Source organism: Mesobacillus jeotgali (assembly GCF_002874535.1).
GTDB lineage: Bacteria > Bacillota > Bacilli > Bacillales > Cytobacillaceae > Mesobacillus > Mesobacillus jeotgali.
On sequence record NZ_CP025025.1, the window covers coordinates 4,059,406 to 4,080,598 of the forward strand.

A 21,193-nucleotide genomic window follows, 5' to 3' on the forward strand; every position below is an offset into this window, starting at 1 on the left:
ACAATAGATTTTCCTCCATAACATTTTATATTTTTCATAATTTAGGGATTTTGATAAATTGAGAAGTTAATAAAATGAGGAATTAAACAGAAGTTATATCTTACATAGTGAACTAAACTTTAAATACCAAACTGGGCGGGATTCCTAAGATCCTTGCAGCCTGGCGCTGGGTCAAACCATCATTGCCCTTGATTTCCCTCAGGACCATGTCACGCTCAAATTTAGGAAGGCTCTTCACCTGAGCAATTTCCCTCATACCGAGGATTCTCTTAATCTCAAACCTGGCCTCCTCATCCGGCAGCCTCCTGTGTCTGTACGGTCGTTCCTCAAGACACTCATCCCGGTTCGTCCTCTCATTGAATTCCCTGAACCTCTCCCGCGAAATGGAGAAGTCATCCGAAAACATTCGGAAAACCTTACTGCGCTCAAGCAACTCTCCCGGGAAACAATACTCCCCATAATGAGCGGCACAACTGCTCCATCGCCATTCATCCACCTCTGCCACCATCCCTCCTTTTACAGGATTCTGGTGGATGTATCTGACAACAGTGAGGAAGTACGCATCATTTTCAACAGTTTCACTATTGAACCTGTTCTGGAAAACATGGCCCGAGGTCCGATATTTCCAGTTATAATATACCGCATAGCTCACACCGATCCGCTTCATCGTAGAGCTGATGCTCTCCTCCCCCTCTTTTAATAAAACATGGATATGGTTGGACATTAAACACCAAGCATACACCTTCAACTCCATCTTTTTCTTATATTTCTTTAAAACCTCAAGAAACCGCCTGCGGTCCTCATCATCATGAAAAATATCCTGACGGTTCACTCCCCGAAACATGACATGATAAATACCACTAGCACTTTTCATCCTAACTTTACGAACCATCCGATCACCACTCGATATAATTTTGTTTGAAAAATGATATGAAACATAAAATTGATTAGAGAGGTAAGTTACTAAAATAAGAGGAAATTAGAAGAAACAATTGCGGTTACACCTTCATCATATAACATTCAGAAAAATCTTTCATTATATATACGAGAGATTGAGAAGATTTCACCTTCCTGTCAAAATTCCAGCAAAGCATCCAAAAACAAGATTTTTTCGCAACACGAAAGAAGCAAAAGGTACGTCCCTTTGCTTCCTTTGCTTCATCCTTGCTTCACATCACTCAGCTACATAATACTCCACCGTTCCATCGAACGACGGGATTTGTTTATTGGTTATGAGAGTGCACTCTTTCAATTCAAATGCCTTACATAATGTACTTTTATTGAATTTTGAGCTATCAGCCAGAACGTAGCATCTATTCGAATTAGAATTCACAATGGTTTTCTTGCTGGCTTCACGGAAGTCAGGTGTGTTGATACCTACTTCCAGGCCGAAACCGCTGGTTCCTAAAAAGGATCTGTCGAAATTCATGTTTCTTAAAGATGCATCTGTCATTGGACCTGATATTGAGTCGAGACTCTTGTTCACTTCGCCGCCAACGATGATACAGCTTTCGATTCCGTTTCCGTTTATTTCATTCAAAACCTGAATATTCGAGGTAACAACCCGTACTCCTTTGGCCTTAATATACTTAACCATGGCAGAACAAGTGGTACCCGAGTCAATATAGATGACTTCCTCATCCTCTACGAGTGAAGCAGCATATTTAGCGATTTTTTCTTTGTCCTCTTTGAAAAGGAGTTTCTTTGTTCCCACCGGGATCTCATAAGCATCGAGCTTCAGCTTGACCGCTCCGCCCCTAAGCAGGACGATATAATTTTCATCCTCCAGGGTTTTAAGGTCCCTGCGGATCGTGGATTCAGACACACCAACAAAGATTTTTAAAAAATCTTCTATATACATGATTTTCTTGTTTTCGAGCTCATCCATGATTTTTTCGCGTCTAACATATGGAATCATAATTCAAACCCTCTATAACTAATTATTTATATTTTCAAGTACTTCACTCAAAGTAGGCATCGCATTTTGAGCTCCGATTTTCATAACGGTCCTTGAGCTTACCAGCGAGGAAAATGCACCTATTTCTTCAGGAGACTTTTTATGTATCAGAGAATAGGCCAGCGCACCAACATAAGAATCACCAGCCCCTGTAGTCTCAACGGCATCCACCTTTTCAGATGGAACTCTGTATAGTGTATTTCCTGAATATAAGATACTGCCTTTTTCCCCGAGAGTAATGACTAATAAATCATTTGCATATAGCGCCAATTTTTCACAGACCGCTTCCGCATCCTCCACAGAAGCAACCTTGGTACCGGCATAAAAGCCAGCCTCTGTTTCATTGACGACCAGGCAATCAACCATTTTCAAACATTCTACCTCGAGTTCACTTGCCGGGGCCGCATTCAAGATTACATAACTGTCATGCTTCTTGGCAAGCTTTATTGTATATTCTACAACATCTTTCGGTACTTCCAATTGCAAGACGACAATCTTGCTTCTCCTCAGGACTTCCTCAGATCGATCGATGTCCTCTCGAGTAAGATGATAATTCGCCCCTTTGGAGATAGTGGCGATAACGCTTCCATTTTCAAGCGCATTGACTACGCCCAGTCCTGTGTTGGAATCCACCGCTGCAACATGGTCGAGATTCACTCCATAGCTTGACAGATTACGCAGCATTTCCTTGCCAAACGCATCATTGCCCACTTTGCCAACCATATAAGTCTCCAAGCCTAGTTTAGCGCACTGGACTGCCTGATTGGCTCCCTTTCCCCCTCCGCAAAAAGAAACACTGTCGGCTGAGTATGTTTCTCCTATTTCCGGAAGCCGCTTCTGTTTGAAAATAATGTCGTAGTTGATACTTCCTACTACGGCAACTGTGTCATTTTTCATAATCAGTTACCAGCTCCTCATGCTATTTTCTTTTTGCTGAAATTGATTTTTTTGACTTTATCCTGGATGACTTCGAAATAAGCAGCTATCACTATTATCGCACCTGTTGCAATATATTGCCAAAAAGTATCGACACCAACAACAACCAGACCGACCTTCAAGGTAGATAATAAAATAGCGCCAAGCAGCGTTCCGATCATCGTTCCTCTTCCACCCGCAAGACTGGCTCCACCAATCGCCGCTGCGGCAATTGCATTCAACTCATACGTTTGGCCTGCAGCCGGCTCCCCCGATCCTAATCGAGCCAATAAAACCATACCAGCAAGGGCTGCTCCGGTTCCAGAAATAGCATAAGCCAGCATTTTACTTCTATTGACATTCACACCTGATAAAATAGTAGCTTCTTCATTACCGCCGATCGCATAAATATAGGTTCCAAGTTTAGTATATTTAAGAATGACATGGCCTACAACAGCAAAGGCTAATAAGACAAAAATTGAAATCGGAATCGAGCCAAATAATTTCGAGTTGAATATGCTGCGGAAATTAGAAGGAATATCTAATACCGGCCATCCTCCAGTAATGATGTAGGCGATTCCTCTATACGCACTCATTGTACCAAGAGTAGCGATAAATGGCTGAAGTTTTAACTTGGAGATTAATAGACCATTGAACAAACCTAGTAAAAATCCCAGCACAATGCCGCATACGATTGCTATAACAGGATCCACACCCCTTACCAGCAAATCACCGACAACTACAATGACAATCGCGAAAATAGAACCTACAGAAAGGTCAATCCCCCCTGTAATAATGGCATATGTAATACCAAGGGCGAGAAGGCCATTGATAACGCTCTGGTCCATTATGTCTAACAGGTTTCCGGTACTTAAATAGACCGGCTGGATGATTGAAAACACAATAACCATTATAAAAATAGCAACTATTAAGCTGAATTCTCGATTGAAACCTGCTGATTTTAGTTTCATTGTTTTACCCCCATAGCGTACTGAAGAATATCCTCTTCTGTCAGGTTTTCGTTGATATACTCTTTTACTTTTCTGCCTTCGCGCATCACAATGATTCTGTCGCTTAATCCAAGTACCTCAGGCAATTCAGAGGAAACGACGATAATCGATTTACCCAGTTCAAGCAGTTCCTCGAGAACACGGTAGATCTCAGCCTTCGCACCGACATCGACCCCTTTGGTTGGTTCATCGAGGATCAATATCTCTGCATCAGATGACAGCCATTTAGCGATTACAACTTTCTGCTGATTGCCGCCACTCAGGTTTACGGTCATATAATGCGGATCTCTCGGCCGAAAATTGATTTCTTCGGCGTACTGGTTGCAGTTATCGGTTTTCTTTTTATGATTTAACAGGCCATACTGAGTGAACTTCTCCATCTTGGTAAGACCAACATTATTTGCATTGTCAAAATACTTTATAAAACCTTCTGTTTTACGGTTTTCCGGTATGAGCCCTATTCCCAGCTTTACTGCATGTTCTGGTGAGTTAATTTCGACTGGCTGGCCGTTTATTTTGATCATTCCTCCCGATTTTCGCATTGCTCCAAAAATCGTTTTTACAACGTCCGTCCTCTTGGCTCCGACTAAGCCAGCAAATCCCAGTATTTCACTCTTTTTAAGGTGAAAGCTTATATCTTCGAAGACACCATTCACAGATAAATTCTCTACTTCTAAAACTTTTTCATCCGTCAATTCAAGCTTTTTGTTCCTGACCGCGTAAGCAGATACGCCTCGGCCAACCATCTTCTTTATTAACTCTTCTCTGTTAATATCACTTATATTGAAAGTATCAATATGCTTGCCATCCCTCAGAACGGTTGCCCGGTCGCATATTTCAAAAACTTCATCCAGACGATGACTTACGTATAAAATGGTAATTCCGTTCTTCTTTAATTCCCTGATAATAGAAAACAGTGTACCCACTTCTTGATTTGTCAGTGAAGCAGATGGCTCATCGAATGAAATCACCTGGGCGTTATGGTATAAACCTTTTGCGATGGCGATCATCTGCATCTCCCCGGTGCTCAGTGTTCCCGCAAGATCTTCACTCCTAAAGTTGCAATTCATTTTTTCCAGAATAGCATTCGCTTTCTTATGGAGTGTTTTATAATCGATGAACATCCCTTTTCGTGGCTCATTTCCAAGGGTGATATTCTGGCCAACAGTCAATTCTGGTATTAAACTGACTTCCTGATGGACTTTTGAGATCCCATCCTTGATTGCCTCATTGGCATTGTTATAAGAAACAGCTGTCCCGCGTATTTCCACAGTCCCTTCATACTCTGAGTTGACGCCATGAAGGATATTCAGCAGTGTTGATTTCCCCGCTCCATTCTCACCTAACAGTGCATGGACCTCTCCTTTTTCGATGCTAAAGCTAACATTGTCCAAAGCTTTAACTCCGGGGAAAACCTTTGAAATATTTTTAAAGTTAATGATATTGTCTTTTTGATTTCCCATGATTGATTCCCCCTTTTTAAAAACTATAGCCGAATCATTTGATCCGACTATAGTTCTAAACAAATTAAGGTTGTAGCTTATCCATTACTTGGCTATTTCTGGATCTGTCCATTTAATGATTTCTTCAGCTGAAGTTTCAACATTCGTGCTGTCAATCAAGGCTTGCGGCGTCCAAATTACTCTTGGCAGCTTCTGTCCGCCCAATTGGCGAATCGCCATTTCGACCGCAATCTGTCCTTTATATAAAGGGAAGGAGTCGATTGTAGCGTCCATCTCGCCTTTACGGATCGAATCATATGCTTCTCCGATTCCATCTACACCAACAACCAGGATATCTCTGCCAGACTCATTCACAGCCTCCTGTGCCCCTAATGCCATTGTGTCGTTATTCGCAAAGATTGCATCCAGGTCAGAGTGCTTTTTAATCCATGTTGCCGCAATATCTTTTGCCTTAGAGCGATCCCAGTCAGCGTTTTGCTTTTCTGCAATTTCGATATCAGGAGCATTTTCCTTCATCCAATTTTCAAAGCCCAGCGTTCTCTGTCTTGCTGCAAATGCCTTAGGCATACCTACGATAATGGCAACTTTCCCTTTACCGTCAATCTTTTCGGAAATCCACTCAGCTAGCAATTCTCCATTTTGGTCAGCTTTCGGTCCAACGAAATTAGGTGCTTCCTTGATGATTCCATCATTGACATTGATGACGGGAATATCCGCTTCTAATGCACTCTCAACACCTGGTACAAGGTTGCTGTCTGAAATAGGGGATAGAAGCAAAGCAGTATATTTTTTATTGATCATGTCTTTTACAATTGATAATTGGCCTTCTTCATCCGACTCCCCTTGTGGTGACTTCATATCTACGGTCAGGTTATATCCTTTATTGCTGAACTTTTCTGCACCAGTTTCCATTCCTTCTTTCAAAGTTCTCCAGTATTCATTTTCGAAAGCCTTAGCCACCCCGCCAAGCCTGATTTCGTCTGAAACCATCGGAACAGCACCTAAGCTGTCCCTTACCTCTTCGTATGTCTTGCCGTCTGCATTATCAGGGTTGAATGATTTATCGCTGCTGCTTTCACCGCCGCCGGTGCTACTGCTGCTGCATCCAGTAATCAGCAAAGACATCGCAAGAGCACTTGTTACCAACAATTTTTTATTACTTTTCTTCATCTCAATTCCTCCCATTTTTCAGCTTAGATAATTTAATAGGTACTACCCATATGCACTATGCTTTTTTATCGCAAGCATTGGTAAAATAGTTCATTAACGGCTACAGCGTCATTTTTGGAGATGGTTTCTTGGATGAATTCAAGACCGATGTCGTCAATCAAATCATTTAGCTTTTTAATCACCTTTACATTTTGGCGAATTTCAGCAATCGGTTCCTCCCTTATCGGGAATGTATCGAAATAGATGACGCCCTGGTAGTTGTACTTCTTCAGGTAGTAGATGAATTCCAGTGTTTGCATGAATGAAACAGTTCCAACCATAAGTCCATCATCGTGTGTACCATAACCATCATTGATGTGGACACCGAACAGTTTGCCTCGATCAGCAGCCAAGCTTAAACCGTATGCTGGATTTTCCCGCTTCATCAACATGTGGCAATAATCCACAGTCACACCTGCATTTTCACGATTGACTTCATTGACCATCAATAGCGTGGTCCCGATGCTGTCTATTAAAGCGTAAGATCGTTCCTGATAAGGTTTATACTCGATGCTGATTTTCAGGTCTGGAGCGTAGTCTGCCAGATCGGCAACGTATTCTTTTACCTGTTTCCACGCCTTCTGGTAATCACTTTGGAATGGATAATCAAACCCATCAAACCCTAACCAAAGCGTTATAACTTCTCCGCCCAACTCTCGGCAGGCATCCGCCGCTTCCTTGCATAATACATAAGCATCTTCTGCGATTGACTGGTTGTTGTTTCCTAATTCCCCGTTAATAAAGTGCTTTCTGAATCTTAATGCAAGCCCGTTCACTTCCAGGTTTGCTTGTTTAAGAGTTTCTAAGATTTCACTTACTGAGCACTGAGAAAAATGCTCTGGATAATTTAAATCCACATGTGTAATGACTGAAATTTCAGATATTTCTTTCAGTGCTTCTCTTATGTCTCCGTTGACTGTGGGCAGGATTGAATTGATCCTAGTTGCGAGTTTCATTATGAACCCCCTATGTAATTTCGACTTCGTAATGTAAATTTAACACCTCAGGAAACCGTTTACAATAGTTTTTTTCATTATTTTTCACTTTTTTTTATTATTTTTCATTTATTTTCATTTTTGTTCATAAATTAATTTCATAAGATTATACTTATCAAAGCCTATTAAAAAAGGCATTTCCCCTGAAGGAAATACCTTTAATAAAGTGTAACTTTACCTTTTCGGCGCTAGCTTCTACAGCTGTCAAAATTCCAGCAAAGCATCAAGAAACAGATTTTCGCAATACGAAAGAAGCAAAAGGTACGTCCCTTTGCTTCACTTTGCTTCAGAATGTACCTTTACCTCTTAGGAGCAAGTTCAATCGCCTGTCTCATAGCTTCAATCAAACTTTTCTCGTCAGCGATACCTTTTCCTGCAATATCGAAGGCTGTTCCATGATCTACACTTGTGCGGATGATTGGTAATCCAACCGTAATGTTGACGCCAGCATCCAATCCTAGCACTTTTACCGGACCGTGGCCTTGGTCATGGTACATAGCAACGACAATGTCAAAGTCTCCCCGAACAGCACGGAAGAATAGTGTGTCAGCTGGAAGTGGTCCAACCGCAGCGATTCCTTCTCCCTGAGCTTTTTCTACACCCGGCACGACCTTTTCATCTTCTTCACCATAACCGAATAATCCATTTTCACCAGCGTGCGGATTGATACCGCAAACCGCGATTTTCGGAGCTTCAATTCCTGCTTTGCGCAATGTATCATGTGCAAGCTTGATGACATGATAGACACGCTCTGGATTAATCATTTTAACTGCATCGATGATTCCTACATGTGTCGTAACATGGATTACGCGCAAATTCGGCGCAGAAAGCATCATCGAGTAATCCTGCGTTCCGGTAAGATCCGCAAGAATTTCAGTATGACCAGGATATTTATGTCCGCCTTTTTGCAATGCTTCTTTATTCAAAGGAGCAGTACAGATCGCATCAATCTTCTGTTCATTGGCAAGCTCGATTGCTGTACGTAAGTATTCAAAAGCTGCGTGCCCAGCATCGGGAGAAACCTCTCCGACTGGAAGGTCAGCAGGCAGAAGATTCAAGTCCAGGCAATGAATCGTCCCAAGCTTATATTCAATCTCTCCTAAACCTTCAGCAGTAACAGATTGAATCTCCAGCTCACTGCCGACAAAGCTTCTAGCCCGTTCAAGAATCTTGCTGTCACCGATGACAAAAGGATTGCTGATGTTATAGATTTCTTCATTTGCGAGTGTCTTTAAAATAATCTCAGGTCCAACGCCTGCTGCGTCACCCATTGTTATTCCGATCACTGGTTTAGTTTGTTTCATATTGCCCAACCTTTCCTGTCATGTATTCCACCGCTTTTACAAGCGAGCCTTCGTTCCCGAAGCCACCGGCCTTTGTAATCGCCCAGAAGTTCTTTTCCCCGCTCCTGATCATGCCAAACGGCAGTCCGGATTCAACCTCAGAGTGGAGTTCCATTTCATTCACACCTAATTCACCACAAACTGCTTTCGCAGTGTCACCACCTGTTAAAACAAGTCCGCCGATTCCTTCGTCCAGTTCCAGGAATGCTTTTGCAGCCTTAGCCAGTCCGGAGGCAATTGCTTCACTCACCTGGTTGCTGTTATAGTCCAATCTATCGCCAGCTTCACGCGCAGCCACTCTGTTTGCCTCGGAAGAATCAACATAAAGAACATAATGATTGGCTTGCCTGTTTACTGCCAAGCTACTTGCCTCAAGTGTATCTTCAACCAATTGAACTGGATTTATTTCTATAAACTCGACTTCTTTTATTCCTTTTAGGCTTTCAAGCTGCTTTTTCGTCACTTGAGAAAGACTCCCGGATACGGTAAGAGTCCGGTCGATGGAAGTTTTCTTCATATCTTGGCCTGACTGTGGAAAAATCTCCAATTCAGCGGGAAGATACTCAATTAAACCGCCAGAGCCTGCCCAAACGATTTTTTTGCCCAGCTTCGCAAAAAATGCTGCGATTGTCTTTAGGTCCTCTTCTGTCTCGCTGTCACAAACGAACCAGGATTGCCCGCCGTCTATTGTTTTCTCAACGAATGATGCTAACTGATCCTCGGATCCTCGAATCAGATCAAGATCAATCAAAGCAACTTCTTCATCCACAAATCTCTTCAGCAAATCAGGGATAAACCCTTCTGTAACCGGAGTCTTCGGATCGCGCCCAAATTCCGTTTCCGTAATCAGTGTGCCATTTACATAATGAAGACCTTTGACTGTAGTCCTGTTCACCTTCGGAAAAGCTGGAACAATCACTACTGTCTCTGGCTTATAAACACTGGCGGCCGCAGCGATTTCAACCGCTACATTCCCACGTAAAGTAGAATCGATTTTCTTGTAAACATGTGAATACCCATTCTGAAAAAGAAGAGAAGCAGCTTTAACAACTGCTTCATGTGCTTTCTCCCCGGGAACTGCCCGGCTGTCGGTATCGACAACCAGGACATCAGGGGTAGAGCCTGCTTCTTTAATCCCTTCTAGATTGAACACTACGGTTGAAGAAAATCCCTTCTTCGCCAATTGAACACCTGAGTCATTGGCACCTGTTAAGTCGTCTGCGATGATTCCGATTTTTTCACCCATGTGATCACACCCTTAACTATCCACTTTTATGACATTTCCTTGTTTGAACGCGTACCCCTTTTTCTCAAGTCGTTTAACAAGGAAAGCAATGAACAACGGCAGTAGAATTGCTGTTGTAACAGTCGATGCAGCTACCTGGACAGTCGCCAGCTCAGCATATTGAGAGAAGCTTGCGTTTGCCGCAGCAATCGCTGCAGGAGTTGCAACCGCATTACCCGCTGTTGAGCCTTCTGCAGCGCCGACAATCGGATTCCACTTGAAAGCCTTGAATACAAAGTAACCTGCAGTACCTGTGAAAAGAACTGTCATAACACCTAATAGAATTCCTGTTAATCCGCCTGCAACAATTGCTCCGAAATCGATTCCCATACCGAGCGCGAAAGCGAAGAATGGAATCAGCATTGCACTTCCATTATCGAGGAATTCACGCATTTCTTCATCTAGATTACCTAACACCATACCAACAAGGATTGGCAGCAATACAGCAATGAATGACTGGATGGAGAACATTCCGTCAACAAAGCCCATTGCACCGAAGATTGATAGTGCAACCATCGTTAAGAAAGGACCATCATTCAATGCAAGCAGTGAGTAAGAAGCACGATCTTCTTTATTTCCGTATTGACCAACAAGAGCAACGAACAATCCGCCATTGCTGTTTGTCATTGCGGCAATAATCGCGATAGGTGCAAGTCCTAGCCACAAGCCGTTGTCACCAGCAAATAAGTATGCAATAAGTCCAACTGCGGCACCGACAATCCACTTGATTCCAAGCAATGTCGCACCTTTACCAACCGAAACACCGAAAGATTTAACATTTATTTGTGCACCAGTCGCCAATAGGAAAAGTGCAATTAAAGTACCTGCGCCATTTACAAACAGCGCCTCTGTAAAGTTACCAATACGAAGCAAGTTTGGTGCAAAAGTGTTCAGTGTTGCTGCAATAAGCAACGGCACAACCATCATCCCACCAGGAATTCTTTCTAAACCCGCCTTTATTCTCATATTCTAGCATCCCCTTTTGTATTGTTTCAAATTTAAACGATTTAGTAATCGCTTACATGTTTCATTTTAATGAAAACGTTTTATTTTCGCAACACTTTTTTCACAAAATGTTCACAGTTAAATTCCTCCACTATCAGAGTGTTGCATTTTTAAACAAAAATAAAAAAACTGAAGAATCAATTCTTCAGCTTTCTCCATAATGTGGAGCGATTGATATTCAGCCTATTCGCGACTCTTGTCTGATTGCCATCCTCTTGCTCCATGACTTTAAGGATAATTTTCTTCTCGATTTCTTCTAACGTTCCCTGTAAAAAATCATCTGGAATTGATAATTCATCTGAAATTTTTAATTCCAGCATAGCACCAATCACTTCAGTACTTAAAACATAACCTTTTTCCGCAGCAGCGGCATCATGCAGGACAGCTTTTAATTCCGCTACATTACCAGGCCAATGATATTTTTCCAAAAGGTCGAGAGCTTCCTCTTTAATCTTAATTGGTGATGTGCCAAAGCGCTGATTTGAATCCGCGATTAAATAGGCTGCAAGCGCCCTTATGTCACCATTCCGTTTCCGCAAAGGCGGCAAGTAAATCCGGGCAACATTTGGATCAAATACTCCTTCGCTAGCCGATTGAACAGAAAATATGATATTGATGCCTATGCTGCAATGATAATCAGCCACCTGCTGCAGTCTCTGTTGTTCAGAAGAATCCAAAGCATCTATGCCCTGAAGGTAAATCGTCTTGATGTCCTCATCAGCTTCTGAATTCTCTAGAAAGTCCCTGGCTCTCTCCACTGCAAAAAGTCCATTTCCTCCATGCTTCACATAATGGATATACCTTGCAATCAAACCTTTGCCAGTACCACTTTCACCAATCAACGCCCATTTAAACTTTTTAACATTTTCTCCTATCGAGGAAATGCAACTCTTCATCTGCGCGCTTTCCTGAATGATTAAAGGAAGCTGAGATACATGCTCCACTCTTATCAATGATTCATCCATTGATTGTTCTAGCTTTGAAAAAGAATACAGATAGTATTTCCTGCCCCCATTAGTCAGCACAGATGGTTTCACCTTGTACATGTCATCGCCAACCGTGATAACTCCCTGGGAATTCAGACTCCCATCATCGGGTAATTCAGTTAAATCTATTAATGATGATGAAATAGTTTTCCACTGTTCGTAAACAATACCACCGTCAGAGTCAATGACGACAAAGTCTGATGCTGCTGTTTCCAACATCGTCTTCATCAATTCGATCTCTGTCTGTTTCTTCTGGTAAAAAGAATAAATGGTCCTGGTTCGCTGGAATGCATCAAAAATTGCCTCGCGACCAGATTGAATCAGAATCCCTTCCATCCCGTACCGATCAGCATTATGGACAGTAACGACATCCCCCATAATGACACTGTACCCCTGATCCTTAAGGTCCTTTATAATCGGTCCGACTTCTTCCGCTCTCTCAACTGTAAATACTTCAATCGGAAACTCCAATATATCAGTGATTGTCTCTGCTCCCAATGTGATGTTCGAAAAGCCAACTATCGCCTTCTTGCCTGGAAACTCATTCGCAAGAGTAAGTACACGCAGCATATCATAACCAGAAACATGGATATCAATGACCGGCAGATTGGTCACTTCTTCAATCAATTTAGCAGTTCCTCCGCGACTGATGATAACATCAAAACCGTCCTGTTCCGCCCGTTTAGCCAGCGGGATGGCAGAGCCAAGGTTTCCTGTCTTTACAGTAACATCCAAGTCTTCTGCATCTGTTTTACATTCATCTATCAATACAGCCATCGCAGGATATGGCGCAATAAACAACACCTTAATCATCATAATCACCCGTTCTTTCCTTCCATTCATACATAGCATAACTAGAAGAAAAGCGCAATGAACAAAGCAGGAAAAGCAGGAAGAAGAACGTGGGGACCATAGCCTTCAAGATACCTAGACTGATTTACCATTCCATTTATATATATATGGATTTGAAGGAAAATCAGTTTAGTTTATAGAACATCTCATTTAATGAATTTTGAACTTACAGAAAGGTGAGATATTAATGAGAAAAAAAATACTCTATTTGTCTCTAGGAGTTCTCCTGGTTTTAATTGTTCTTGGTGTCGCAACTTTTTATTCTGAATAAGTTTTTCTGAATGGGACGTGAATCCCTGGTGCTCTCCTTCAAATCATATTCGAGCCAGTACCTCCAAGGACCTCATTCTTGGGACTAATACTTTCTTTAAAACTGCTTCTCCTGACATGAGAACCGTTCCCAACCTCGAAATGTAAAAAGGAGCAAAGGGTACGTCCCCATGCATCTCCATTAACAATTTTTGTAATCATATATTGAAGCGAGTGTTATTTTGCCGATAAATGGAATAGGAGGTGCATTTAAATAACAATATCTTCAAATTGATTCTTATCAATTTGATTTAAATAATCATATGAGACTCCCTTCAATTACTATTTAAATCATTTGATAGAGTCGACGAGCTTGATAAGGCTCTTGCAACCGATATAACGTTTGTGAACTATAAGGCGCTTTTAAAGAAATATATAACTTATATTCAAAGTGGGGTCTTTTACATGCAGTGGTATTTAGAGGCTATAAAGAATTACGCTAATTTTAAAGGTCGTGCAAGGCGTAAAGAATACTGGTTGTTCAATCTATTTAACCTCCTTATTATGGGTACACTCTACCTTCTAGGATCAGCTATGGAATCACTTCTTTTGTTTGTAGTCATATTAATCTATTATTTCTTTATGTTTATTCCATTCCTTTCTGTCACAGTTCGCAGATTACACGATATAGGACACAGCGGCTGGGTGTACTTAGTTAATTTCATTCCTTTGGTCGGGGGGATTATCTTACTGGTCCTCACTTGTTTGGATAGCGAAGCAAACGACAACAAGTACGGCCCGAACCCTAAAGTTCTCGTTCATTAATTCTTTCATTCTGAGGCCTCTCACAAGCGAATAAACCTCCCGGATGACTACCTTTTTAGGATAGTCATTTTTTATGCGAGACACTTGGCCAAAAAGCTCCCTAATGGGACAAGATGACCATTCCTATTCAATATGAACTTCATCTCCAACATTGATTTCACCAGTTGTTATAACAGAAGCATAAACTCCTAAATGATTGTTTCTTTCTTTTGCGACCGTTTTAACCAATGATGAATCTCTTTCTGCATTTTCCGGATCAACGGTAATGATCATACATCTTTCACAATGCCTTTTTACTTCTAGTACCACTTCACTGCCGATTGTCATTCGTCTCCCAAACCATTTTTCTTCTATAAATGAATTTGATTTTTTAATGAAATAAACAAATTGGCACGAAAACGCCTGTAATCAATTTCTTTACCCCAAATTTGTTCCAACCCCTTTAGTGAAGCGTCAGTAACAAGTTGAATATGCTCTTCTTCAATCGCCCCTACAGGTACATTTGAAGGGAGATATGAAACAAGAGTTATTTTTCGTTGCGATTTTTCTTCGATTTCTTTCTTGAATTCCTTATTCCCCCAGTCAAGCACCTTACACTCAGGTGTCACTATTTCGACTTCAGGGTACTCATCCATTCCCTCGTGTCCAGAAAACCTTGCCTTGTATCGAACCATCTCCGGGAACTGTGTAATCGTTAAATACTTTCCTGGCCTTGATTGATCATGGATGGCATGACTGCGGTCTCCGTACAATCCATAATCCATTACCCTTATTCTCTCAACGCTCTCTCCATAGAAGGATTTAACAGGATGCCGAACAACTTCTCTGATATGACCGACTAGCACTTCATTGCCCTCCAATTTTCAACCCAATTTTATCCTTTCAGCTTTTAAAATCACAAACCTAATAAATTTAGTAGGGGCATAGGAACGGTTCTTGCGACACAGGACCGTCCCTATATCTCATAAATCGCTTGTGTAAAAACGCCATTAAAGATGACAGAGATCTAATATCCATCAACTTCCGGACATTTACTAGGATCCACAATCTATTTCGAATACCTAAGGGAACAAGAGAACTCTACGCCCCCTCTTTTGTCCCAATACTAATCAGCAAATTAGAGAAAAATGCTGCCCGTTCAGGGATTAGGCTGATGATTATGTGTTCATTTCTTGCATGGATCCCATCTCCAATGGTACCAAGACCATCTAAGGTTGGGATTCCCATATTGGCTGTTAGGTTTCCGTCACTTCCTCCTCCGACCGAAGCTTCTTTTAACTTGATGCCTTCTTCTTTTGCTGCTTCTTTAGCGGTCTGGAATAGAATTTCCGTATCTTCATTTCGTTCCATAGGTGGCCGAGAAACACCGCCTCTAACGTCGATACTTGTTCCCTCTGTGAAAGGTGTCAGCCCATGAATTATTTCATCAATCCTTTCCTGTTCTTCACTGGTTAACGCGCGGACATCGATGCCAATCTCTGCATGGTCAGCCACGACATTTAGCTTGCCTCCACCTTTAACAAATCCAACATTGACGGTGGTTCCAACTTCGTAATCTGTTAAGGACTCTAAAAAATCGATGGCCTTGGCAGCCTCTTGAATGGCACTGGCTCCCTCGTGATGATTGTTGCCAGCGTGGGCAGCCTTGCCTGTCACATCAATGTAATAACGCGCTGAACCCTTTCTTGCCGTTTTTAAGGCACCCGTCTGAACAACTGGTGGTTCCGTAACTAATGCATAATGGCAATTCTTCGCAATCTCTTCAATGACATAGCGTGATGTCGGACTGCTCACCTCTTCATCACTAGTAAAAAGGTACACAACTTTCTTTGAGAATGGGATACTCAATTCCTTAATGGCTTTTATTGCCCAAATCGCTTGTACTAGGCCACCCTTCATATCCAGGATGCCAGGCCCGTATGCACAATCACCTTGGATATTAAACTCTAAATCTCCAGGCTCCCATACTGTATCAAAATGGGAAAGGATTAAGATTGTTTCGTCTCCTTCCCCAAATTCAAATTTCAGATGATTTCCGTATTTCTCTTCTTCAATCACTTCTGCCCGTTTACCAAAGTAGCGATATAAAAGCTTCTGAATCTTTTCTCCACACTGGTCTACGAGTTTTTTATTTAATGATGGAGAATCACATTCGACCAGAAACTTGATATCATCTAAAATCTCTTGCAAATGGTCCTCCATAAACTGCCTTATGGAATCCATTATTATCACGCTGCTTTCTTTTATTATTTGATAAGGGCTGCATAATATTTATGCAGCCCCAAAATATAACTATTTTACTATTATATCATTCACATTATTAGTTGTTCCCTGTCATGAAAGAGATTCCAATCTATCGGCAGGGGGATCGTCGTTAAAATAAAAATTTGGATGCGCCGTATTTTCTATGTTCGTTATTAACGGCTTTCTCCAATTCAAGCTTTCTGATATAACTTTCCTGATCTACTGATGGATTTTTTGACCTCTTATCAAGGAAAAATGTAACACTTGGTCAGTGTTGTTAAACTAAGATATTTATTACAAGGAGTTAAGGTATTCGCTTGCTCCCATACTATCTTGAATGTTCGTTATTAATCTCTGGTTCTAAACCCCTCAACCTCGTCCTATGTAAGCATAGTTGCTCAAATTAGAAAAAGCGTACGAACCTATTTCCTACGCTTTCGCTTTTACTTAGGCTTCAAAAAAACACATGAGAACCGTGTCTCTTGTATAATAAAGAATTATCCTTCATAAATTTGGTTTCCATTTAAATTTATAGAATAAAACAATCGCTTATTATTTAAATCCTCGAGATAAATATACTCCTCTATATTTAGATACCATCCAATATTATTATCCACTTCAATATCACCGGTTAGTTCGATACGAACTGTATAGTTGCCATACTTATTTCGATCGAGGTTGACTGATTCCAATGTTAGTCCTTGAAAAGCTTCATCAGACTCGATAACTCGATTAATTTCACTTGTAACACCCTGCTTAATTTCAAGAGCTTTTTGATCGCTAATATAGTACTCAGGCATTACACCATGGTATTCCTCCAAGTAATCTTCAATTAGATTCACTCTTTCATCAAATGAACTTAAATCTTGGTTTTGACCAGTCTGACCTTCTAAACTAGCAATTTTCTCGTTTGCTTCTTCTAACTCCGCCTGCAAATTATTTATTGCTATTTGCTGTTCCATTACCATATCGGGCAATCCTTTTCCGTCATTACCAGCAATAACCCAAGTCGAACTTGCTGTAACCAAAGCTACTCCCACTGCTACTCCTACTAATCTTTTACCCATTATAGTTACCTTTTCTTATATATTGGTTTAGAAAACTATTATCAATTATAAACTCTTTAATCTATTTCATATATCAATAATTTTTCTTTTACGCTAGGCGATATGACTCTGAACGTCTTGCACCTCCACACATAATGCTAGAGCTACCCTAAGCACGTTTTATTATATGGGCCATGGGACGATTCTTATGTCTCGAAAAACGCAACAAATTAAAGTTCAAATCACAGACAATACGTAATATTTATAAGTCTTTTATAATTAAGTTCGGACAAAAGTGGATGTATTTGTTCGATTTTCACAATCAGATCAGGTTACATCCAGCAGCTTGGACCGAGGTGCAGTTAATAAAAACAGAATAAAATCAAATACAAGAAGAAGCATAGGTTCACACCCCCTTACTTCCACTTGGGGATGTCCCGATGCTATTTCTTACTATAATCCTACAAATTCTAAATATATTGGTATTATCAAAAGCATAATGGTTACATATTTTATGTTCCAGCGTATTGAGAGTACAATGAGATCTACTTTTAATAAATTGGCTAATAGATTATTTACTGCTGTAGCAGGAGCTACTGGATTTGTGATTCCCCAGCTTGCTAAAAGCAGGACCGCAAAATATTCCGGGCTGAATCCAATTAGTCCAGGTGTTAAACTGGTTACAAAAATGGTTACAACTACAATGGGGTGGATTCCAATCAACGCAGTAAGAAAAACGATGATTGAAAGAAAATATGCTTTTCCTAAATGAAAGGGCCCGAACACATTTTGAATGAAACCGATTAGTGAGGTACTTAAGTCAGCGTGGATAAAAGCGCCGCTAAAGAAGCCTGCTATTAAAAATAGTACGATTTCTTTTCTCATTCGAGGGATTCCAATATAAACATGCTGCTTGAATTCTTTAAAATATAGGGTTCCCTTTCCTGACAAAACACACCAAAGTAGCGGAAAAGCCAAAGAGACTAAGCAGATCATTAAGACGATAGAGTATCCAGTCATAAATTCAAGAAATAACACAGCAGCTGTGATAACAATTAAATATGTAAAAAGCTCAAATACTTTCTTCTTCGCTTGAAGCAGGGTCTCTCTGTCATGGTTTAGTCCCCTTTCTCCTTGTTCATCCGGAAAGCTAGTCTTAATTTGTTTCCGGTCGATTACCAAACTAACCAAAACCCCTATTATTGAAAGCCCAATTGAATAAAATACAATCGACGACCATTTGATAGGCAACTGACTTAAGATTAGAGCCATGGCAGAGAAGTAAGGAGACCAAAAAATGCTCGTCACAAATCCTCGATTTATCGCATTTGCTACAAGGCGGGGCGCTTTAATATTAGAAGCAGCCGTTAATTGGTTAACGATTGAAACTGATCCTATATTTAAAACTACACCAAGAAGATGGGTCAAAAAAGTTGTCCCAAGATAAAAAAAGTATGGTTCATTCATTTTTTTATATAAAACGATTTTTAACGCTTCAACATATCCGCCTGTTTTTACAGGTATTCCAAGCAAAGGCACTACTAGAAATATAGCCACAAGAGTTATATTTATCCGCAGGGATTTAATCCACTCGTGCGCCGGAACATGATGATAAACCATTAGTGAAACAGCTGCAAACATTAGAAACACACTAATCACAAGCGTGGTTCCCCTTATCCTCGGCATTACCAATATTATAACGGCAAGTGCGATAAAGCTTACGAACCACTTTACCTCTGTAACCGGGAGCAATTGAAGAAGGATAAAACCGATGGCGAGAAAACCAATGAGAATGCCTTGTACCTTATCTCCACTCTTTATTGAAATACGGGCTTGGTGTTGGGCAGAAACAGACGATTGTCCTTTCACGGTAACTCCTTTCCATACGCACCATATTATTAAGTTGGTTCCCATCTATGTGAGTTGTTATTATCATTAATTTTTAATTAAAGCCGAATTTCTTATCTTTTAAAAACTCAGCCATATGAACTCTTCTAGGCTCCTTGTATAACTCAGAAACATAATCAGTCCAAGTCTGACTACGCTTTGCTGATGTTCTATTTTCATAATAATGTTTCATCGTATCATTGTATTCCTGAATTAATCCAGCTAATTTTTCATTGTCATATTGTTCTGTATGAACCACAGCACTTAATGGCATTCTAGGCTTTTGTTCATTGACTTTTTCAGGGTATCCAAGACACATCCCAAATAACGGGAAAACATGTTCAGGTAAGTTTAATAGATCGCACACTTCATGAGGATTATTACGTATACCACCTATGAATACACCACCCAGTCCGAGCGACTCTGCAGCAAGGAGGACGTTTTGCCCAAACAATGCAGTATCCACAGTGGCAACCAAAAGAGGCTCGACAAAATTGAAGTTCATTGACTTCTTTTCCAATTCATGGCTTAGTTTAATACGGTTTAAATCAGCACAGAACACTAAAAAGACAGGACATTCAGCAATATGGGCTTGATGGCCACTCAATTCTGATAGAGACTTCTTCTTATCCTTTTCTCTCATAACAATGACTGAATAAGCTTGTAAGTGATTAGAAGTTGATGCCCATTGGCTGACTTCAAAAATCTGATTCATAAGATCAGAAGATATATCTTTATCTCTAAAATTTCGAACGGATCGATGACTTCCCATAACATCCATTAAAAAATTCATAACGCCGCCTCCCTACTCTATGTTAACCCTACATACATGAGAAGGAGAAAAAGCTACAGCAGCTCTTTCTCCTTCAATTGATCCTTTGATTACTTGATGATTCCCGCAGCCTTTAAGACCTCTTTATTAAGATCATAGTCTTTCTTCATAATCTTAGAGAACTCTTCAGGACCAGCATAGCTTGGCTGAACTCCAAGCTTAGCAAATGTATCGATAACTTTTTGATCTTCTAATGCTTTCTTAAAAGAGTCATGCAGCACATTTATGACATCTTCTGGGGTATCTGGCGGTGCAATAAGCCCTGTCCAAACATCAGAAGAGACATCGACCCCTTTTTCCGTTAATAAAGGAACATCTTCTAATCCAGACGATTTAAACGACCCTGTATTCACTAGAGCACGAATTTCTCCTGATTCAATTTGGGGCATTGCTTCTACAGTCTGAATAACAGCACCCTGTACGTGTCCACCTAGCAATGCTGCTAGTGCAGGTGCGCCTCCTTCATAAGGAACGTGCTTTAACTTAGCGCCAGTCTTTGCAGAAAAAGCTTCCATCGTAATATGCTGAGTTAAACCCGCACCAGTTGTTGAATAAGTAAACTTGCCAGGATTAGCTTTCACATATTCAAACCACTCTTCATAGGTTTTCCATGGTGCATCTTTCTTTACGACTAAGACGTTAGGGGTTGCAACTACTTGCATGATTGGTTTTACTGTTTCTGGTGAATAGGCTGTATTATCTGTATGCGGTTTAATTGTCATTGGTCCTACTGTTGTCATGCCGATCTTATAGCCATCCGGTTTGGCATTAAAGACTTCTGTAGTACCAATAACGCCAGCTCCACCTTCTTTATTGACAACTGTTACATTATAGTCGTTCGGAAGATATTCAGAAATGACTGATGAAAGGGCCCTGGATGCAGTATCTGTCGTACCTCCTGGTGCATAGGGAACGATGATTTCGATATCACGCTCAGGAAAACTTGCAGCAGCCTCCCCATTATTAGTTGCATCGCTCTTTGAACATCCTGCAGCGAGCATGGCTGCAAAACCGACAACAGCTAATTTCTTAAATACTAATTTCATTAATTTCTCCCCCTTAAATGTTATCTTATTGGTGAATCATTAAA

17 protein-coding genes and 1 pseudogene are annotated in these 21,193 nt (G+C 40.8%); 1 reads left to right on the top strand and 17 read right to left on the bottom strand.

The annotated features are described in order from the left end of the window. Positions 1-112 precede the first annotated feature (112 nt). The 11 genes from CD004_RS20380 to CD004_RS20430 all read right to left on the bottom strand — a co-directional run bounded on the left by CD004_RS20380 (position 113) and on the right by CD004_RS20430 (position 12,984). Positions 113-892: an REP-associated tyrosine transposase gene (locus tag CD004_RS20380; protein WP_102264431.1), complete on the bottom strand. Its 780-nt coding sequence runs from the start codon at positions 890-892 to the stop codon at positions 113-115. 282 nt (positions 893-1,174) lie between these two features. Next, on the bottom strand, positions 1,175-1,918 hold the full coding sequence (locus CD004_RS20385) for a DeoR/GlpR family DNA-binding transcription regulator (protein WP_102264432.1): 744 nt from the start codon (positions 1,916-1,918) through the stop codon (positions 1,175-1,177). 18 nt (positions 1,919-1,936) lie between these two features. After that, positions 1,937-2,854 carry a ribokinase gene (locus tag CD004_RS20390; protein ID WP_102264433.1) on the bottom strand — a complete coding sequence of 306 codons (918 nt, stop codon included), beginning with the start codon at positions 2,852-2,854 and terminating at the stop codon, positions 1,937-1,939. A gap of 17 nt (positions 2,855-2,871) precedes the next feature. After that, complete coding sequence (locus CD004_RS20395) at positions 2,872-3,843, bottom strand: ABC transporter permease (protein ID WP_102264434.1); 972 nt, start codon at positions 3,841-3,843, stop codon at positions 2,872-2,874. Further along, entirely contained in the window at positions 3,840-5,345 is a 1,506-nt protein-coding gene (locus CD004_RS20400) for a sugar ABC transporter ATP-binding protein (RefSeq protein ID WP_102264435.1), read from the bottom strand. The genes CD004_RS20395 and CD004_RS20400 overlap by 4 nt, the downstream gene beginning before the upstream one ends. A gap of 84 nt (positions 5,346-5,429) precedes the next feature. Next, on the bottom strand, positions 5,430-6,515 hold the full coding sequence (locus tag CD004_RS20405) for a sugar ABC transporter substrate-binding protein (RefSeq protein WP_102264436.1): 1,086 nt from the start codon (positions 6,513-6,515) through the stop codon (positions 5,430-5,432). A 65-nt stretch (positions 6,516-6,580) separates the two neighbouring features. Then, entirely contained in the window at positions 6,581-7,510 is a 930-nt protein-coding gene (locus CD004_RS20410; protein ID WP_102264437.1) for a sugar phosphate isomerase/epimerase family protein, read from the bottom strand. A 338-nt stretch (positions 7,511-7,848) separates the two neighbouring features. Beyond that, complete coding sequence (gene pdxA, locus CD004_RS20415) at positions 7,849-8,853, bottom strand: 4-hydroxythreonine-4-phosphate dehydrogenase PdxA (protein ID WP_102264438.1); 1,005 nt, start codon at positions 8,851-8,853, stop codon at positions 7,849-7,851. After that, complete coding sequence (locus CD004_RS20420) at positions 8,840-10,138, bottom strand: four-carbon acid sugar kinase family protein (RefSeq protein ID WP_102264439.1); 1,299 nt, start codon at positions 10,136-10,138, stop codon at positions 8,840-8,842. The genes pdxA and CD004_RS20420 overlap by 14 nt, the downstream gene beginning before the upstream one ends. Positions 10,139-10,150: 12 nt before the next feature. Continuing rightward, positions 10,151-11,143, bottom strand: coding sequence for a 2-keto-3-deoxygluconate permease (locus tag CD004_RS20425; protein WP_102264440.1), 993 nt, complete (start codon positions 11,141-11,143; stop codon positions 10,151-10,153). A 176-nt stretch (positions 11,144-11,319) separates the two neighbouring features. Further along, on the bottom strand, positions 11,320-12,984 hold the full coding sequence (locus tag CD004_RS20430) for a sigma-54-dependent Fis family transcriptional regulator (protein WP_102265189.1): 1,665 nt from the start codon (positions 12,982-12,984) through the stop codon (positions 11,320-11,322). Between the two features lie 750 nt (positions 12,985-13,734). Here CD004_RS20430 and CD004_RS20435 point away from each other — a divergent pair. Beyond that, positions 13,735-14,094 carry a DUF805 domain-containing protein gene (locus tag CD004_RS20435; protein WP_102264441.1) on the top strand — a complete coding sequence of 120 codons (360 nt, stop codon included), beginning with the start codon at positions 13,735-13,737 and terminating at the stop codon, positions 14,092-14,094. A gap of 123 nt (positions 14,095-14,217) precedes the next feature. On the opposite strand, the pseudogene CD004_RS20440 reads toward CD004_RS20435, so the two are convergent. The 6 genes and pseudogenes from CD004_RS20440 to CD004_RS20465 form a co-directional block, all read right to left on the bottom strand. Then, a pseudogene (locus CD004_RS20440) lies at positions 14,218-14,939 on the bottom strand (MOSC domain-containing protein). Positions 14,940-15,174: 235 nt separating this feature from the next. Then, complete coding sequence (locus CD004_RS20445; protein ID WP_324782258.1) at positions 15,175-16,284, bottom strand: M20 family metallopeptidase; 1,110 nt, start codon at positions 16,282-16,284, stop codon at positions 15,175-15,177. A 551-nt stretch (positions 16,285-16,835) separates the two neighbouring features. Beyond that, positions 16,836-17,405 carry a hypothetical protein gene (locus CD004_RS20450; protein ID WP_102264443.1) on the bottom strand — a complete coding sequence of 190 codons (570 nt, stop codon included), beginning with the start codon at positions 17,403-17,405 and terminating at the stop codon, positions 16,836-16,838. Between the two features lie 432 nt (positions 17,406-17,837). After that, a complete protein-coding gene (locus CD004_RS20455) occupies positions 17,838-19,253 on the bottom strand; it encodes a hypothetical protein (RefSeq protein WP_102264444.1) in 1,416 nt (471 codons plus the stop codon). 73 nt (positions 19,254-19,326) lie between these two features. Next, entirely contained in the window at positions 19,327-20,064 is a 738-nt protein-coding gene (nfsA, locus tag CD004_RS20460) for an oxygen-insensitive NADPH nitroreductase (RefSeq protein WP_102264445.1), read from the bottom strand. An 89-nt stretch (positions 20,065-20,153) separates the two neighbouring features. Next, a complete protein-coding gene (locus CD004_RS20465; RefSeq protein ID WP_102264446.1) occupies positions 20,154-21,149 on the bottom strand; it encodes a Bug family tripartite tricarboxylate transporter substrate binding protein in 996 nt (331 codons plus the stop codon). Between the last annotated feature and the right edge of the window lie 44 nt (positions 21,150-21,193).

What these genes read in the sequence shown, in the direction of transcription:
- CD004_RS20390 (WP_102264433.1), bottom strand. Translation starts at nt 2,854, where the DNA reads ATGAAAAATGACACAGTTGCCGTAGTAGGAAGTATCAACTACGACATT.
- CD004_RS20420 (WP_102264439.1), bottom strand. Translation starts at nt 10,138, where the DNA reads ATGGGTGAAAAAATCGGAATCATCGCAGACGACTTAACAGGTGCCAAT.
- CD004_RS20400 (WP_102264435.1), bottom strand. Translation starts at nt 5,345, where the DNA reads ATGGGAAATCAAAAAGACAATATCATTAACTTTAAAAATATTTCAAAG.
- CD004_RS20450 (WP_102264443.1), bottom strand. Translation starts at nt 17,405, where the DNA reads ATGGGTAAAAGATTAGTAGGAGTAGCAGTGGGAGTAGCTTTGGTTACA.
- CD004_RS20425 (WP_102264440.1), bottom strand. Translation starts at nt 11,143, where the DNA reads ATGAGAATAAAGGCGGGTTTAGAAAGAATTCCTGGTGGGATGATGGTT.
- CD004_RS20395 (WP_102264434.1), bottom strand. Translation starts at nt 3,843, where the DNA reads ATGAAACTAAAATCAGCAGGTTTCAATCGAGAATTCAGCTTAATAGTT.
- CD004_RS20380 (WP_102264431.1), bottom strand. Translation starts at nt 892, where the DNA reads ATGGTTCGTAAAGTTAGGATGAAAAGTGCTAGTGGTATTTATCATGTC.
- CD004_RS20430 (WP_102265189.1), bottom strand. Translation starts at nt 12,984, where the DNA reads ATGATGATTAAGGTGTTGTTTATTGCGCCATATCCTGCGATGGCTGTA.
- CD004_RS20405 (WP_102264436.1), bottom strand. Translation starts at nt 6,515, where the DNA reads ATGAAGAAAAGTAATAAAAAATTGTTGGTAACAAGTGCTCTTGCGATG.
- CD004_RS20385 (WP_102264432.1), bottom strand. Translation starts at nt 1,918, where the DNA reads ATGATTCCATATGTTAGACGCGAAAAAATCATGGATGAGCTCGAAAAC.
- CD004_RS20465 (WP_102264446.1), bottom strand. Translation starts at nt 21,149, where the DNA reads ATGAAATTAGTATTTAAGAAATTAGCTGTTGTCGGTTTTGCAGCCATG.
- CD004_RS20410 (WP_102264437.1), bottom strand. Translation starts at nt 7,510, where the DNA reads ATGAAACTCGCAACTAGGATCAATTCAATCCTGCCCACAGTCAACGGA.
- CD004_RS20435 (WP_102264441.1), top strand. Translation starts at nt 13,735, where the DNA reads ATGCAGTGGTATTTAGAGGCTATAAAGAATTACGCTAATTTTAAAGGT.
- nfsA (WP_102264445.1), bottom strand. Translation starts at nt 20,064, where the DNA reads ATGAATTTTTTAATGGATGTTATGGGAAGTCATCGATCCGTTCGAAAT.
- pdxA (WP_102264438.1), bottom strand. Translation starts at nt 8,853, where the DNA reads ATGAAACAAACTAAACCAGTGATCGGAATAACAATGGGTGACGCAGCA.